The following is an 18,478-nucleotide window of genomic DNA, read 5'->3' as shown; positions in this document are numbered from 1 at the left end:
TTTCAATTATTTTTTCTTCTGGTTTGCAGCTTGCATACCGCCGATGATAAGCATAATAACCCCAATTACTGCTAAAATAATCCGAACTAAGAATGGACTCAATGAAAACAAGGTTTCACCTTGCAAGTGCAATCCGAACAACCTTTCATTCAGCCCCGCAATCGCCATTATTGGCTTAAGAAACAAACTCAGTGCTAATAGTACTATCCCCCATATAATCTTGCTATTCATAGATTCAAAACCTCTTTTCCAATTAAGATAAGAGAAGATTATTTTACAATAAAACGATCTATCATTGCCTTTCTAGAATTTTGTCCGATATTGTCAATGTCTGCTTGATAATATCCACAACAGGTCCATAATTCTCTGTAATAAAAAAGTGACCACCATCTACCGTATGAAAATTCGCTGCCCCACCTGCATAATATTTCCACTCGGCCATGTCATACCTTATAGCACTGTGGTCGTTGCGACCATTAATGATTGTAATATCACAAGCGATCTTATCTTTTTTCTCTTGGTAACCATATGTTTCTGATATCTTAAAATCAGCGCGCAATATCGGTAAGAATAAATCAAGCAACTCTGGATTTTGAATTATTTCATGCGTACTGCCCCCATAACTCATAACCGCATGCAAAAATTGCTCGTCTGGCAATAGATGAATTGAAGTTTGGTTATGCATATTTTGTGGTGCGTTACGTCCGCTAAAAAAAATATGCTGCGGTTTATGAACACCGTTCTCGATTAACTTGTAATAGGTTTCAAACGTAAGTAATGAACCTAAACTATGTCCATATATCGCATAATCGTCGTTCGAAGTAACATTGCTTGCTATCGTAGCAGTGATATCCTCAACAATACTATCTATGTCGTCCTTAAGTGGCTCAAATATTCTCTTGCCACGACCCGGCAATTCCACAGGGAATAATTGTATCTCGCTATATAACGATTTGCTCCATTTGCGATATACTTCGGCGGACCCCCCTGAATAAGGAATGCAAAACAGTTTAATCTCATTGCCCATATCAATAACCCCTTTCTACAGTACGACAATGCGAGATATGATGAAACAATCATGTATCATTTGTTACTTTTAATTACTTTGATCGCTTCATCGAAAGAGGATACATTGCCTTTTTCCACATTGTCTAACATTGACATAATATCGTCATCTGACAATTTATAATCCGGTACAATAAACGCCTTGTCATCGGATTGTTCTTTACCGATACCGCGCTTCTTATCAATGAGCCCTGCTAATTCTTCTACGGAAGAGTGCGTAAAAATATCCGTAATATCAATCGTTCTAGGATATATCGCATTTAGTTCCTTTAAAAGCTCCATCGCATGAATTGAATCCCCTCCGAGAGAATTAAAACTCTCATAGATATCAATCTCCCTTAAATCCAAAACGACAGCATAGCGGAACGCCACTTCATTCTCTGTGGTCGTATAATTATCATTTTTACCTATAACGTGTATATCTTCTGGTGTAATCGTTTGTTTGGCTACTTGTTTTCTCTGTGTATTGTGACGACTCATATGACGATCAAGGTTTTTCTTCAACCATGCCGACAGTCTAAATGGAAGATTGTTCTCCCCTATTTGTTGAAGAACGTCGTAATTGATTTGCCCTGGTAAAACATTACTTAAATCGTACTTTATGATCTCATTTAGCGCCTGAATAGCTACTTCTGTCTCCAGTGAACGGAATAAGGTAACGGCATCAGCAACCTGATAATCTACTGCCATACCCACTTCACTCCATCCTGGCCAATTCACAGTTTGCGCAGGTATACCTTTTTTCCGAAGGTACGGCGCATATGCATCAAGGAAAGCGTTCGCCGCGGTATAATCACTTTGCCCCGGTCCTCCTAATAAAGCCGTCATCGAAGAAAACAGGATAAAGAAATCAAGCGTCTCTTCTCTCGTCAGAGCGTCCAATACTACCGTACCATTAATTTTTGGTCTTATGACATCATGAAATGTATTCATATTTTTGTTAAACAGGAATCCATCTCCTGCCATTCCAGCGCAGTGGATAATGCCATTAATAGGACCATATGCGGTTTTTAGCTCTGATAGAATACTTTCCATCTGTACCCTATCACCAACATCCGTATAGCGAAGCAAAATGGTACACCCTAGGTTTTCGAGATATAAGATCGATTCAATCAGGGTTTTAAGTTTACGATCTCCATTCGAAAGTAATGTTTGCCACGTTGACCGGTCAGGCAATGCTTTACGAGCTAGAAGGCAGATTGTTCGTGCTCCCCTATTTCCTAAATCTATTGCCATTTGCAACCCTAATCCACCGGTACCTCCTGTAATTAAATAGACGCCTGTTGGCTTAATCTCCAGCTCCCTTATCGATTCTGGTTTCTGTTCGATCACAGTAAGTGCCTCCGTGAATCGTTGATTGTTTCGATATGCGACGCGGAAGGTTGGATTCTCCGTCAATACCTCATCTAGTACAGTCTCCATATCTGTTGCCTCATCTATGTCGATACAACGATAGCGAAGATTAGGATACTCTGTCGCAGTCGACTTGGTTACTGCTAGAAAGGCTGCGTGCGCAGGCTTGATACAAGCTTCTTCCCCTGTTACTTCATGTGCATAGTCAGTCAACAATACAAACTCGACAGAATCACGGATCGTTCTAAGTATCGCTCTGGTCAAATAAACCACGCTATAGAGACCTTGATGTAATTCTTCTCCATATCGCTCCGCCGAAACGTCTGTTCGTGTAAAGTTAACGGTACTGAAGTGATATACTGAACAAAGGTTGTTCACACCAATCGCAGCAAGCAGTTTGTCATAATCTTCCTCGTCCTCACCGACAGTAAACTGGGTTGCATCAATTTGGCTAAATTTTTGTCCGATTGAGACAAAGAACAACCGACTGTCTGGATGCTGGATTCGTTCTGCAAGTGCACGAGCATAATATTCACCCTGGTCACAAAAAACTAATATATTACCTTGCACATTCTGAGTTTTTTGTATCGTTGCAGGTTGCAACATCCAGTTTATACCGTAAAAGGCGTTCTTTTTAAACTCATTCATTTTGCTAATTTGCCTAAGCGTGACTTCTTCCGCCTCTGCGATCACATTGCCGGATATATCCACGAGTGAGACGCGGAACGAGAAAACTTCCGTGTTATTATCCTTCGTCAAAATAGTAATCTTACTATAAAAATGATTCGGAACCCGGCGATAGAATTTTAAGTTTTTATACGAGAATGGCAATAGTTTACGCCCCCCCGTATAAAGTCGGATAACAGGTATATTAATTGCATTGTCAACCAATGCCGGATGGAAAGAAAAATGATCTAAATCAGACAAATACTTGTCTGGAATTTTTATCTCGGTTATAATCTCATCCCGATCACCATTTGCTTTGGTGAAGAAATTCATTATGGATTCCCAACGCTCACCAAAATAATTATCACTTTCCCAACTATTAAGAATTAGTTCTTTTTCTTCCAATCCTTGTTTAATACTAAACTTTTTCAAAGCGGGATCTGATTCTATTTCTGAAAATTGCAACTGCTTAGGCGGCGTATCATCATGCATACAAACCGTACCCTTGGAATGTTCTATCCACACGTCCCCAGTCGATTCCTCATGCCTAGATACAACCGAAAAATCTGCATTAACGTCATTTTGGGTAATAACAATATGGATGTCCATATCCCCCTCATAAGCTAACAATGGAGCCATAAAAACGAGATCCTGAATCACAATATTTGCATTGTTAAAACAATGCTGGCATGCTTCTTTAATCATTTCAAGATATGCCGTTCCGACCAGCAGGTGGGTGCCCATAAGCTTATGGTCGGTAACAACCCATTCTTTTGTTAGTTCGGGATTAATGAGATACACACTTTGCTTCATCGAATCAACAATACATTGATGAACAAGCGGATGTAATATCGTATTATCCGGTTTCCTAGTAATAGATTGTGCCATTGTAATCGGTTCAGCCCAATAATGCGTTCTATCAAATGGATAAGTTGGTAAGGAAACGCGCTTATATGAACCGTTTTGATACAACTGCTTCCAATCAACTGTGGCTCCTTTTACATATAGTTCACAAAGCTTGGAAAGTTGTGAAATGTTTTCACTCACCTCTCTCCCTGTTAAAACAAGTTTTTGCGCTTCTTGTGTTATCCGAGATAGCTCACTAGTTGAAATATCGCCTTCATTTATACTTTGCCGCTTATCCGATACGACATGATTTTTTCCATAGTAAATGCTATGATTGACCATATTTTTTAAATCGTTTTGTTTCAGAATAGCAAGTTTGTCTGTTAGGTCTTTGAGGGTATTGAATACAATAGCGATTCGATAGGTATAATGCCCCCGGCCCGTGTTCGCCGTATAGCATAGGTTACCGACCGGTATATCTTGTTCATTCTCAAGAAATTGTTCATAGTTATGAATTAAGCTTATTAAAGCGGTTTCAGTTTTTGCCGATAGAGTAAGTACATTATTTGAAGTCGTGTCCGGTAACAGATCAGAATCCTTATAATCTTCTACGATAATGTGGCAATTGGTTCCACTAAAACCAAACGCACTTATTCCTGCTCGCAGCGGCATTTCCCCGCTATCCCAATCCATGCATTTATCGACTACATATAGAGGTGAATTGATAAAATTAATGTATGGATTCGTCTCCTCAAAATGAAGACTCGGTGGTAACATCCGGTGTTTCATAGATAGAAGAACTTTTAATAGATTTGTAGGACCGGCAGCACCGACCGTATGTCCGATGTTTGTTTTCACAGAACCAATTCCACAGAATTGCTTTTTATCCGTAAATTTTGAAAAAGCATTAGATAAGCCAGTAACTTCAATCGGGTCACCGAGCAACGTTCCAGTACCATGTGTCTCGACGTAACTGATAGATTCTGGTGAAACGTTAGCTCTTTTCCACGCATTAATGATGACTTCCTCCTGGGCAAGCGGATTCGGAGCAGTGATACCGTTTGAAGCCCCATCATTGTTTACCGAGCTCCCCTTTATCACACCGTAAATGTGGTCGCCATCTTTTATCGCTTTCTTTAGTGGCTTCAATAAGAATACAACAACACCTTCAGAGAACACCGTACCACTACACTTCTTATCAAAGGTGCGGATGCGATAGTCCTTGGATTGGACGGTGTCCATAATATTCATATCCTCATCTGATGTTTCCTTGTTATCACTATCTTGCATATTTAGACCCGTGATGCCGAGGTTAATTCCACCCGCCAGTGCCATATCACACTCTTGATTGCGAAGAGCACTGCACGCTTCATGTATTGCGACAAGTCCGGAAGAGCAGGCAGTATCAAGGACGAGAGCGGGCCCTTTTAAGTTAAACGTATAGCTAATACGGCTTGCTAAGATCCCATTCCAAAATCCACTTAGTTTCATCTGATCATCTTCGGTCAGGTATTTATAATGGATAGAGTTTGTTTCATCTTTTCCTACAAATACCCCCATGTTCGAATTGGTTATCGACGAAATGCTATAACCGGCATCTTCGATAGCCGTCACCGCAGTTTCCATGAATACCCTTTGCTCAGGTTCGATATAGCGTGCTTCCCGGGGAGGAATTCCGAAAAAGCCTGCATCAAATTTATCCCAATCCGTAATATAACCACCTTGAAACTGTTCAAGTTTGTCATAATTTTCTGGCGAAGGTGTATAGCCGATATACTCGGCAAAAGCACTATTCTTTAAGAGCATTTTGTCAAAAACGAGCCTATCTTCAGGTTTCGGTACAAAACACACCCTGCTATTTACCAAATTACTCCAGAATTCTCCTGGATTTTTTGCCATAGGCAGCCTGTTTGCAACGCCAATGACCGCTATTTCGGTTAATTTCTCTTCTTCATTTTGTTGAAGCTTCGCTAACAAATTTACTGCTTCTGTTTGGGAAATATGCTTCATGCTGAGTTGATCTAAAATAAATCTTTTTACAGTGTTCATAACTAAACCCCTCCTTTTAATTGTCCTTATCAAGTAAGGCTAGCACCTGCTCCATATCCATATCACCTGAAACGAATTGGTCAACCATATCCTGTATGTTATTACTACTTTCTTTCTTAACTGTTATCTTGTCGCTCTTCATTGTCTTTGCCTCAATATATTGCGCGATTTCTACTACTGTAGAATACACAAACATATCCGTAATCACGATGATACCGGGGTAGAACTTATCCAGTTCTTTTTGAAGATATGCAGCAAGCAATGAATTGCCACCCGATTCAAAAAATTTAGCATAGATATCCACTTGATCTTTACCGAGAGTTTGCGACCAAGCGTAGATTACATTTCTTTCAATATCCGTAATATCGCTCATACTCTTCCCGATCACAACGATCTCTTTATCCTCAAGGCTAGTCCCCTTACTCCAATGACTCTGATCGTTACCTCTATGATTGCTGCCATTCTCAAACAAACTGATGATAAGATTGTCATGTTCTATTTCTAATGCTTTGTAATCAATATCTCCGATCAGTACCTGTGGCAGCTTTGTTTTTAAGGCATGCCAGAACGCGGCGGCTCCTTCTTCATCATTAAGGAATCGCACATACACCCCTTCTTCGCGTATGCCACTTACTACCGCCATCCCTGATTCACGCCACCCTGTCCAGTTAATGGTCAAACTAGGCAATCCTAATGTACGGCGGTAATATGAAAAACTATCCAGAAACGCATTCGCAGCGACATAATCGCTTTGTCCTGCTGCACCGAATATGGAGGCGTAAGAAGAACACATCACAAAAAAGCTTAACGGATCATCGCGCGTCAGTTCATGCAATACCCAGGTTCCGGCAATTTTCGGCCTTAAGACCGATTCATACGTATGCCATGTCTTATTCATAATGAAACCGTCTCCAGCAATACCGGCAGCATGTATTACCCCGCGGATCGCTCCATGTGCATCTCGTAATTGCTGTAATGCATCATCCATTTGTACATAGTCAGCAATATCAACCTGCATAATATCCAATGAATATCCTTGAGACCAAAGGCTTTGTACCTGCTCCAGTTTCTTACGCAGAGTTGGATCAAGAGGCTCCGATAGAAGCGAAAATGTATCTCTTGAATAGGTCCTGTTAAGCAATACGATATGAATAGTAGGATTAAGGCGGAATAAGTACTGGGAAATGGCTAACCCCATGCCACCTAACCCACCGGTGATGATATAAACCCCGTTATCGACTAACGTCATTTGTTCATCATCAAGGGTTGTTCCATGTGTGACATTGTTAAGTTGTTGCATATACTTCACATTTTTTCGATAGGACACAGCATGCAACGATTCATTGCTAAGCATGTCTTCGATTAGAACATCTGCAGACGTATCGTTATCAATATCTATTACGCGTGTCTTTATGTTCGCATACTCTCTGCCGATCGTATTGACCATCCCACTCAATCCGTAGCTCAACGGTTGAATCCGTTCTTCCTCACCGGTTACTTTCGTTGCATTTGAGGTGAATATAACCAAGTTTATTGAATGACGAACATCTTGGTTAAGTAAGGCCTTTATCAGATTAAATGTGCTTTTGAAGAGCAACTCCATCTCTGTTATAACCTGTGAGACTGATTGCATCTCTTCATGAATAAGCGAAGCAATATGAACAATATATTTAATATTCTCCTTCGCCAATGAAGATAGAATGGTATCAAAATCACAGGTCTCATTTAACTCTACAGCTATTATCCGCTTTCCAAAGTACTGACGTATCTCCAACATCAAAGACGAATTAAGCTGCCCTCGACGATACATTATGAGTATGCAATCGTCTTCCTTCACAACATTCACCGTTTTATCAATGGGGTCAGAGCAAGCAATCCAGTGTGTCGTTCTATACTGTTGTTGGGAGGACTTCATAAAGTTCTCCTCGTCATGGATTTTTTTAATAACATAATTGTTCAGCTCCCCAATGACATGAAAATCCTCGTCCAATAGCGTGACGTCAAAAGCCGCAAACTCCTGAGTTACACGTTCTTGCTCTTTTAGTTTAATATAGCTATACATTCTAGGCGGAAGAGGTTGATAGAAGCGCGCTTGTTCACAGGAGAACGGCAAAAATACATCATTAATAATCAAATTGCCAGAATTAATTGCCGGATCTAGTAAAGACGGAAACAGTATATATTGATCCACTTCTGCAAGTAATGTTTTATCAACTGAGAAACAAAGTAAAAGTTCTTTATCATTTTTATAAAGCGCCGATAGATTGTTCCACTTATTACCTGTAATTTCTACAATTGATTTAGGTGCCAACGATGTATGCTTATCCATTACCTCACAACGAGCTATAATCGAAGTGATATCGATTGACCTATTTTTAGGGGATGCATGTTTTCTTGTGCGCACAGATACTTCTAAATGATGGATCCATTCAACTTCCTTATCGTTTTTGCTAAAGCAATTTACCGTAATGACATCATGCTCCTCCCTTATGATGGTATGAATCGTACGAGTTTCATCCCTGCCACAAGCAAATGGAACACAATATAATAGATTCTCAATATCAAATTGAGCATGTTTTAAATACCGAGTACTTACGAATACGGCCATTTCAAAAAAAACAGTGCCAGGTAAAACATGAACACCATTTATCATATGACATTTTAATTCCCAGCATTGTTCAACATTCATCTTTGTCATATATACATGCATACGATGGGTATCTAACACACATGTATGAACTAATGGATGAAGATTCTCTTTGCGAGATTCGAATAATTCTTTTTCTTGTCTAGACGGTAACGAAACCCAATATCTTTTGTGATCGAACGGATAAGTAGGGATGCTCAATTTACGGCGTTCTTCTTTTCCATATAATTGTTCCCAGTCAATAGCCGCACCTTGGACATATAGTGCAATTAATTCATTTAATAACTCCTTATGGTGCCCTTCGTCCGGCTCATGGATAATTTGCTGCGTTATGTCAGCAGCTTTTTGCGAAAGTAATTGCACCGTATTGCGGTGAATATATCCATCCGTAATATCGGAATCCGTTATTTTATGTTCGCCAAAGACATACCGGTTATCGTTAGCATGCTGTGTGAAACTAATCGCAAAAAGATCATCCGGAGAATGAAGAATCATCGCAAAACGACATTCAAAATGAACTCTCCCGACATTGGCGGTATAGCATAAATCATCAAGATTGCAGTTTGGCATTTGCGTCAAGTATTGCTTATACAGCTCAATGTAACGGCGAACAGTCTGTTCATCTTTGGCTGAAACTGTAAATATCCGGGACTGTTTTGGACTATCTATTACACTCTCTACTTGGGGGGCTTCTTCTAAAACGACATGGCAGTTTGTTCCGCTCATGCCGAAGGAACTAACGCCACATCGTCTTGGATAATGCGTCGGCTCCCAATTACGTAACTTATCATTAACATAAAGAGGAGATGATGAAAAATTAATCTTTTGGTTAGGTGCCGTGAAGTGAAGCGTTGGAGGTAATTGCTTATGCTTTAGCATTAAAACTGCTTTAAGCAGCCCTACCGCTCCTGCTGCACTATCAAGGTGGCCCACGTTGCTCTTTACAGATCCGATTGCACAGAATTGTTTCTTGTCCGTCACTCGGCTGAACGCACGTTCTATACCGTTAATTTCAACAGGATCGCCAAGTTTTGTTGCTGTACCATGCGCTTCAATATATGATATCGTCTCAGGATTGATTCGAGCGTCTTTCCATGCGCCTCTTATGACAGATTCCTGAGCTTCGGCATTTGGTGCAGTAATGCCAATCGAAGCTCCATCTTGGTTGATACTTCCTCCTTTAATAACCGCATAAATATTATCGCGGTCGCGGACCGCATCGCGTAACGACTTCAGGATAAAACATATAACACCTTCTCCTGTGCCTGTACCGTCTGCATCATAGTTAAACGTCTTCGTTCTCGAAGAAGAAGATTCAATTCCCATCTTGTTCTCAATCACTTGTGGTGCGGGTGTTAGTCTGAAGCGAACAGAACCCGCAATCGCCATTGTAATGCTGCCATTAATGATTTGCTCACAAGCCATATGCACAGCTACCAAAGAGGATGAGCAAGTCGTATCAATATTAACTGCCGGTCCTTTTAGATTTAATAGGTAGCTAATTCTACTTGCGATAATGGCATCCACATTTCCAGAAACTGAAATTCCGTACGTATGCGCATCACTCTCTTTCAGCAATGAACGGTAGGAATCAGGCGGACTTGTATAGCCTAAAAACACACCTGTCGGACTTCCTTTTAAACAACCGCCACCATAACCGGCATCCTCAAGCGCTGTCCAAGCCGACTCCAAAAACATACGCTGCGCTGGATCCATGAATTCAGCTTCCCGAGGTGAGATATTAAATACACTTGGATCGAATAAATCGATTCGATCCATATAAGCACATTGCCCTAAACCTTCAGGCATTTCCTTCTGTTGCATGCACTGATATGATCGAACCGCATCCTGATACCGTTGTTGCGGAAAATCAGTGATCAGGTCCATCCCATCGCGGATATAATCCCAAAACTCATTAACATTGTTGGCTTTTCCAACTTTTGCATGTAAACCAATGATCGCTATATCTTGAGCAGAAGGTTCATGACAATCGGAATCGGATAGCGAATACGGTATTTGCTTAATCATATTCAAATCCACTGGATAGCCCCCTTCTTTTGTTAGATTGCATTGTAATCAAAATGCTCGAAAATGGTTTCTGTATTGGAATCTCTGAATAACTCTTTTAATCTTGCGATCTGTTCTTCCCGGCTTGTTTGTTTCGTTTTGAACATCGTTAGTAGCATCGTAATAGCCTGTTGCATCTCATCTTCAGTAGCAATTCTTCCTTCATTTTCAATCTCGCTCTGAAGTGCACTTAACTTGCTATAGGGTTCAATAACCCCTCGCTGGTATTGTTCACTATCCCAATTATTATTACGGGTAGCCGCAAAAATACCTAAACTTCTGGACAAAAACGGAATAGCAGTATTCTGAATGTGTTTTTCAAGTTTTTCGATATCATTAGTATGGTCATACGCAAATATAGGCGTGTCACCGAAAATGTTATTCATCAAGTTCTTAAGTACATGTCCCGGACCTACTTCCACGCCATACTGAATCATATATTTTTTAGCATAGAGCATGCAGTCTACCCAGCGAACAGGTGTGTAAATTTGCGCTGTAAGATTAGGAATGATATCTTCACTGCCAAGGTAAGGCTTAGCTGTTACGTTAGAAAGCACAGGTATCGTGAAATTTGTAAACCGGTATTTATTAAGTTCTTCTTCAAAGAGCGTTGCGACTGGTTGCATAATGCCACAATGAAATGGAGCGCTTACATTGAGATAAACAGATTTTAGCCCCTCTTCATTCAGTAAAGTTACAACCTTATCAACAGCTTTACGATGTCCGGAAATCACGGTTTGCTTGCGTGAATTATAATTAGAGATACTTACCAACTCGTTTGATTGAGTAACCGAATGACAAATATGCTCAAGTTTCTCCACATCACGCGTCAACACTGACACCATGCAGCCTGCTTCCGGTGCAACCGCTTCTTGCATCAACTCTCCCCGTTTACGCACAATTCTGACCGCATCAGCAAAATCGATGGCACCTGCGCAAGTGAGTGCAGTAATCTCACCTAAACTATGTCCGGCCATTAAGTCAGGTTTAATCATATGCCTATCCATCAGTACACGAAACATGGCTACACTTGTTGTTAAAATCGCAGGCTGGGCATTTTGTGTTAATGTTAAATTCGCTTGATCACTTTCAAAACACAGCTTCTTTAGATCAAATGACAATGCATCACTCGCTTCCGCAAATACATCTGAAGCGATTTTAGAATTTTCACATAGTGTTTTCCCCATGCCAACATATTGTGAACCTTGTCCCGGAAAATAGAATGCTTTTCTCATCATAATAATTGATTAGAACGTTCATTGACGCCCTAATCTACCCTCCTATCCAACATTTCGATTGTGTAAAACAGTAACCTGGAACATCAATCAATCTGGGTTGTTCATCATGAAACAATATATTAAAATCAATGGCATAACCGTTTACATAGTGCTCAGCGATTTCACGCATATCATACCTGGCAAAAGAAGACAACATGCCTTGCTCTACATTACGATTTTCTGCAACGCTCTTTCTTCTTTTCTCATCATAGTAAATATCATGACTGGATTTGTTTTGGACGATCCATTGGCTTAAAGTATCATAGAGGTCATCAAATGTACGGTATACAACCGCTAAGCGATACGGACTATAATGCGGGCGACGTGCTAGAACCGTATAGGAAAAATCAAGCACGTTAGCCGTCTCCGTATCCTTATATTGCTTTACAAATTCCGTAAATTTGCTGATTGTCTGTTGCAAGGAAACAAGCGTGTGCCCCGAAATACAAAATAAATAGTAGTCTTTAATCCATGGCTGAAAATTCTGTTCATCGGGAATATACTCTTCATATATGGTAAGTGCATTCCCACCGCCATATCCACAAGAAAACGAGGCAACGATACGTTTTTTCCCTTCCTCAACTTCCCAGTCTTTTAATTTGTCGTTTATATAAAATGGCGAATTGATAAAATCCAAATAGGAGGAAGGGGTATCAAATTTATAGACAGGCGGTATCTGCTTATTCTTTAAGGCAAGCACACAACACACAGCATTACTCAAACCTAGCATTGCTTCTGAATAGCCTAAATTCACACTCGTTAGGCCAAGTGCACAATATTGTTTTTTCTGTGTAGAAGTTTGAAAGCCATTAATCAATCCTTTAACTTCTAACGCTTGTTCAATTCTTTCACAATACCCTTCACCGTCAACATACGTAATATCTTCCGCTCGTAGATTCGCATCGATAAGCGCTCCCTGTACGACTTGTGTAATCATTTCCGAACTTGTTTGCAGAAAGTCAACGGCCGCCCCGCCACTGTTATTTGTATCTATCCCCCGGATAATCCCATGTATCCGGTCTTGATCCGCCACAGCCTTATCAAGCGGCTTTAAATACAAGGCGATTGCGCCTTCTCCTACATAGTTACCACCAGGCTCATCATCAAAGCCCTTACTCGCAATATCCGGCGCATGATGAAAAACTTCATTCAATATTATTCTTTTATCAAGCAAATGCGAAATATTAATTCCCCCGACAAGTGCTGACGTAATTTTACCCATTTCAAGCAAATTGCAGGCCTCATAAAGCGCTATTGCACCACTAACACAGCTATTCTCAATCACAGTTGAAGGACCTCGCAAATCAAATTGATTTGAAAGGCGTGTAGCAAGAAAGCTAGTCCAATTCAACATATACGATTTCATGTTAATATCATTGATATGCTTAAGATAATTAATTATTTGGTTAGCAGTAAAATTAGCGGCGATATACACCCCTGTAATCTCATTTCTGCGGTCTGTGCCAAGATAACCCGCATCTTCAAGTGCCCGGTATGCAGCTTGAAGCATGATTCTATGGCTAGGTTCCATTAAGGATGCATCTTCATGCGATATACCAAATAATTCATAATCAAACTCATCGATATCTGATAAGATGGCACCATAATGATAATTACGCTCATCAGTATCTAATCCACCCAACAATTGCGCGGCACGTGTTATTCTATCCTTTGGACATGCCTGTATTAACGTGCGCTTGTTCGATATTACATCCCATATGTCCTTATAATTATCAGACAAAGGAGATTTCCAACCCATCCCAACTATAGCAACCGGTGTCTTTTGCGAATTCAGTCCCTTTAATAATTGACCCGCTTCTGCTTTATCTATTCTTCCGTCTTTGAACATCGAGATAACGAGGTCCATTGCATTCGTCTTTTTAGTTGTTATCATATTGTCGCTCCTTCCTTAAGACATACCACTAACCGGTGTGCCCTTTGCTAGTAACGTGGTCTTATTCAAATCAATGAACATATCAACATCTTCGATGAGAGTTTCTTCCTGGAGATCGGATAGTCTTAGGTTTATCTCATTTGCCTCAGTCTTTTTTCCATGCATAATTTGCATAAAATAGCGGCTTGCATCTGCCATATCTGAGTCGGAAGGTTGTTCATTGGAGGACGAGTACTTATCATAGATGTCTTTCAACTGATTGTATGGGGTAACGACATTTTGTAGATAATCCATATCGTCAAAATTATTGTTTGGTACACTAACTGCAACTCCTAACATCCTTGACAACAAATACGTCTTATTAAATAACTTTCTTTTCTTGAACAGTTCTGTGGAATAATAAGGGTCGCCTTCATAATCCATCGTAAGAACACGTGCTGCCGGCTCAACATCTAAAACCTGAGGACGTAACATGTTGGAAGGACCTATTTCAATGTAACGATAAATGCCTTGGTTCGTCATATATCGAATCGTATCTTTCCATCGGGTCTGGGTATAAGGTTGTAACATTAACCTCACAATATCTTCACTGTCTGTATATATTTTTCCATCTACAGCGGTGACAACGTTTTCAACATGCCTTTTTAAGGTTAGTTTTGCAATAAGTTCCTGTAACCGAAATGATATTTCTTCCTTATTTGATGCATCGTTTTGGGACAGAGTAATTTGACTATGTTCTACGATAAAATTAAGTGCATCTGAAAAATCGATTGCCCCTGAACAAACTAATGCCGACAGTTCTCCTATATTGTGACCTGCATAATAAGCCGCCTTAATATTAAATACGTCTTGAAGTACAGTGAAAAACGCAATGCTCGTTGTCAAAATAGCTGCCGGCACAAATGTTTTATCATTGAATTCCTTAATATCACCGTACATAATTCGTTCCCGCAGATGATAACCTAGACACTCGTCAGCAATATCAAAAATCCTTTTTGCTGATGCATAGTTGTCATACATGGATTTTCCCATTTTTAAATATTGTGATCCTATGCCTGGCAGTAAGATCCCTATGTTGTACATAAACGCAACACTCCCTCCTTGGATGTTAAGACAGGTCGTAATCCATTGGATTACGACCTGTCTTTGCATGTCATTTACTTTTTAGATCTACCACAATTGTTTGTATGTTCACATCACGTCCTTACCTTTTCATTTCTTACGATAAAGGAAACAAATATAAGTAGAGCTGCAAAGCAAAGCAAATATATCAATTGCTGTGAAGAAGCAGCAATACCTTTCCCGGCTATAACATCTTTACCTGCTTGCAAAAACCATGTCGTCGGAAAAAAATCTCCGATCTGCTGCGCAAATTTAGGCATAATCTCCCGCGGCCAAAAACAGCCCCCCAGCATTAGCATAGGAAAGTAAATTAAAGTCGAGAGCGAACCAGCCATTAGGCGGGTGTTCGAGAATCTACTAATTGCTATACCTAAAGCGACACAAACAAGGGAGAAAGCCAAGCATACGAGCAACACTTCTTGTTTCTGCTCAAATGTCTGCCCGAATGGAAAATCTACTATGCTAGATATAATGCTCAGTAACAATACTGATTGAATAGCAGCGATCACAAAACATGCCAGCATGTTTTGTAGGAGATAACTAAATCTCGATACGGGCGTAACTGCAATACGATCATACACACCTGATAATTTATCTTGCAAGATTAAATTGGTGGAGAATGTCATGAGAAATATCATACCACTAGCAATAAATCCTAATGATTTTACCGCATTGCTGACGTCTCGTTCTGAACCTGCATACTTAAGCGCACTTTCATATGTAACGTTAAACGCGCTGTTCTTGTAATAGTCCATGCCTTGGTAAAAAATCTTCTCATCACCTCCAGACGCACTTGCAATTTGTTTCGCAGAAGATACATAGCTCGACACATACACTTTTACAGGACCAAAGATGTCAGTACCTGCTATATCATAGATTAATACAGAGACGTCCTCACCATTCAACAAGCTTTCGGTGAAGCCCTGCTGAAAAAGCAACCCACCGTCTAGTTCTGAATTAATAACCATACTTTTGACATCATCATTGCTCGTCAGCTTGATAATCTTGTACTGCCCCTCCAATTGTTCTATAAAATCTTGAGTAAACAAGGTATTGTCTTCATCTATTATCCCGATTTTATATTGAACTTCCTGAGATTTCACCACAATCAAAAAAACAATCAGTATAATCGGTATAACAAAAATAAACAACAAACTCCAACCCTTCTGGAAAACACGTTTAATGCAATTAAGAAATATTGTCATTCTACCGTCCTCCTCGAAGCAACCAAACTTACAAGCACGAATCCGATACAAATTAGTATCATTACTCCAATATTAATAAGTGCCTGTTCCACTTGATTCCCATATACGACATTGAAAAGAGCAGTCTTAGCGTAATAGCTTGGTGATAGATAGGCAACTGATCCAAAGTCCGCGATTACAAAACCGCCAACGATGAAAGTCCCCCCCAGACTTATAAAATTGGATATTGATTGTGCTTTTTGAATACTACGTGTAATAATAACCAGCATCAACCCAAGTAGTGTAACGAGTATGGATAATATAAACAAAGTAAGAAGTACAACCATAATATGGTTTCCCCAATCCACACCATATACGTACTTTGTAAACAAGAGTAAGATGACCCCTTGGAGAAATGTCACCAATGACAAACCAAGTCCTTTGCCAATATACTGTACATACGGTTTCACAGCAGACAAGCGCATTCGATTACCTAAAGGGCCCAAATAGTCTTCAGACGCCATAAAAATACCGTATTCTTGCCCGTATAATAATAGCATCAGTATCATCGCTATGCTGTAATACCCCATCGCAGTCGTCGCTTGCAAACTTGAACTTGTTAAGGATTGTTCTTTGACATTCTCTTCATTATTTTTCTGCAGCTCGGAAGCCATCGCATCGACTTCTGTTTGTCCTGTTATATTGTAAATAACACTAGACGTATTCATCATATTAGTTAGACTACTTACAATGTTCTTAACAACCATCGTAGGTACACCATAATCTGTTGATAAGTAGACTTTGACGACATGGGGGAGATCTTTATCGTCTGAGAAATTATCAGGAATATAAATAATGACATCTGCTTCGTCCTTATTAATAAGAACTTTGCCATCATCTAATGACATAACCGGCTTTAGTTCCGCCAGCTGAGTAACATCATTTGAATGTAAAACAGCATCAACAATAGCGCCATTCCTGCCTGAATCAAGGTTTGCATAAGCTATTGTGACCTTCCCCAATGACTTTTGTATATCATATGTACTACCGAATACCGAACCCAAAATGAGAATAACGATAGCATAAGTAAGCAAATTAATCAAAATTGCTTTTGGATTCATGATCATCCGTTTAACCGCATAGAACATCTGGAACAAAATATTCATTGCATATCCTCTTTTCCGATTCAATCACGCAACTTTTTACCTGTTAATTGGAGGAAAACAGTTTCTAAATTCGGTTTTTCTACTGCCATATATTTTATATTAAAGTGTTGCTTGATTAATTGTTCCAATATAAGAGGAATACGACTGTCATCTTTGTCTAGTTTAATTTCTAATATCTCTTCGTTAACACTAAAGGACAAAACTCCATCAAAGGACTCGATTACTTTGACAGATTCCGCTGCATTAGCAGTGAATTCCAATCTTAGGCACACTTCGTGGATATGGTCAGCGATTAATTCGTCAATTGTCCCAAGTGCAATTAACTGACCAAAATCCATGATAGCAACACGGTCACAGATTGCCTCGATTTCTTCCATATAGTGAGTCGTATAAATGACCGTCGTGCCTTCTTTGTTCATTATACGGATAGATTCCAAGATATGATTGCGTGATTGCGGATCAACCCCAACCGTCGGTTCGTCCATAAATAAAACACGCGGTTTATGCACAATCGCACAAGCAATATTGAGCCTTCGCTTCATGCCGCCTGAAAAGGTGCTCACTTTCGATTTCCTTCTGTCCCAAAGACCAGTAAACTCCAGTGCCTTCTTAACCATTTGTGCTAACTCATTTCCTCGCAGACCATACAATCTGCCCCAATAAGTGACATTATCTATCGCATTTAACGTTTCAAATACAGCAATTTCCTGAGGAACGTAACCAATTTTACGTTTAATCTCTGTTGCATGTGTTGAAAAGTCTTTGCCGAGTATCTTCACTGAGCCACTGTTAAAACGTAAAAGTCCTAAAATCGTATTCATCAACGTAGACTTCCCAGCCCCATTCGGTCCTAGCAACCCAAATATCTCACCTTCACGTATGCTCAGAGTAACCCCTTTCAACACATCGAGATTATTGTATTTTTTGACCACGTCTGAAACTTCGATTATCATACGCACATCCTCCATAATACAGGTCGTCATGTTCTACCCCCACATTAATAGTAAATGCATCAATTTAATAAATCTGAGTCCTTGATATAACAAGGTTTTTTAGGCATAAAAAAGAGCACCTCCCCAAATCTCGAATAGGTTAAGCGACTAAGCAAACCAAAGAGACGAGATGAACTCCCTATGACTTAT

At 39.9% G+C, this 18,478-nt stretch carries 10 protein-coding genes; all 10 read right to left on the bottom strand.

The annotated features are described in order from the left end of the window. Window positions 1-6: 6 nt before the first annotated feature. Window positions 7-231 (bottom strand): hypothetical protein, encoded by a 225-nt coding sequence (locus AC2TF6_RS03045; protein WP_377595389.1) that lies wholly within the window; start codon window positions 229-231, stop codon window positions 7-9. 61 nt (window positions 232-292) lie between these two features. Further along, entirely contained in the window at window positions 293-1,027 is a 735-nt protein-coding gene (locus tag AC2TF6_RS03040; protein WP_491309842.1) for a thioesterase II family protein, read from the bottom strand. Window positions 1,028-1,083: 56 nt separating this feature from the next. Next, window positions 1,084-5,979 (bottom strand): SDR family NAD(P)-dependent oxidoreductase, encoded by a 4,896-nt coding sequence (locus AC2TF6_RS03035; RefSeq protein WP_491309841.1) that lies wholly within the window; start codon window positions 5,977-5,979, stop codon window positions 1,084-1,086. 16 nt (window positions 5,980-5,995) lie between these two features. Further along, a complete protein-coding gene (locus tag AC2TF6_RS03030; RefSeq protein WP_491309840.1) occupies window positions 5,996-10,666 on the bottom strand; it encodes a beta-ketoacyl synthase N-terminal-like domain-containing protein in 4,671 nt (1,556 codons plus the stop codon). Window positions 10,667-10,686: 20 nt separating this feature from the next. Next, window positions 10,687-11,928, bottom strand: a complete 1,242-nt coding sequence (gene fabD, locus AC2TF6_RS03025) for an ACP S-malonyltransferase (protein WP_491309839.1) — start codon at window positions 11,926-11,928, stop codon at window positions 10,687-10,689. 37 nt (window positions 11,929-11,965) lie between these two features. Beyond that, window positions 11,966-13,864: a beta-ketoacyl [acyl carrier protein] synthase domain-containing protein gene (locus AC2TF6_RS03020; RefSeq protein ID WP_491309838.1), complete on the bottom strand. Its 1,899-nt coding sequence runs from the start codon at window positions 13,862-13,864 to the stop codon at window positions 11,966-11,968. Window positions 13,865-13,879: 15 nt separating this feature from the next. After that, complete coding sequence (locus AC2TF6_RS03015; protein WP_491309837.1) at window positions 13,880-14,947, bottom strand: ACP S-malonyltransferase; 1,068 nt, start codon at window positions 14,945-14,947, stop codon at window positions 13,880-13,882. Between the two features lie 113 nt (window positions 14,948-15,060). After that, window positions 15,061-16,191 carry an ABC transporter permease gene (locus tag AC2TF6_RS03010; RefSeq protein ID WP_491309836.1) on the bottom strand — a complete coding sequence of 377 codons (1,131 nt, stop codon included), beginning with the start codon at window positions 16,189-16,191 and terminating at the stop codon, window positions 15,061-15,063. Next, window positions 16,188-17,336, bottom strand: coding sequence for an ABC transporter permease (locus tag AC2TF6_RS03005; RefSeq protein WP_377595382.1), 1,149 nt, complete (start codon window positions 17,334-17,336; stop codon window positions 16,188-16,190). The genes AC2TF6_RS03010 and AC2TF6_RS03005 overlap by 4 nt, the downstream gene beginning before the upstream one ends. A gap of 20 nt (window positions 17,337-17,356) precedes the next feature. Next, window positions 17,357-18,289 carry an ABC transporter ATP-binding protein gene (locus AC2TF6_RS03000; RefSeq protein ID WP_491309835.1) on the bottom strand — a complete coding sequence of 311 codons (933 nt, stop codon included), beginning with the start codon at window positions 18,287-18,289 and terminating at the stop codon, window positions 17,357-17,359. Window positions 18,290-18,478: the final 189 nt, after the last annotated feature.

The sequence above is a fragment of the Paenibacillus sp. JNUCC 35 genome (assembly GCF_058269095.1).
The sequence above is the reverse complement of the archived record's forward strand: the minus strand, read 5'-3'. Positions and strand labels throughout refer to the sequence as shown.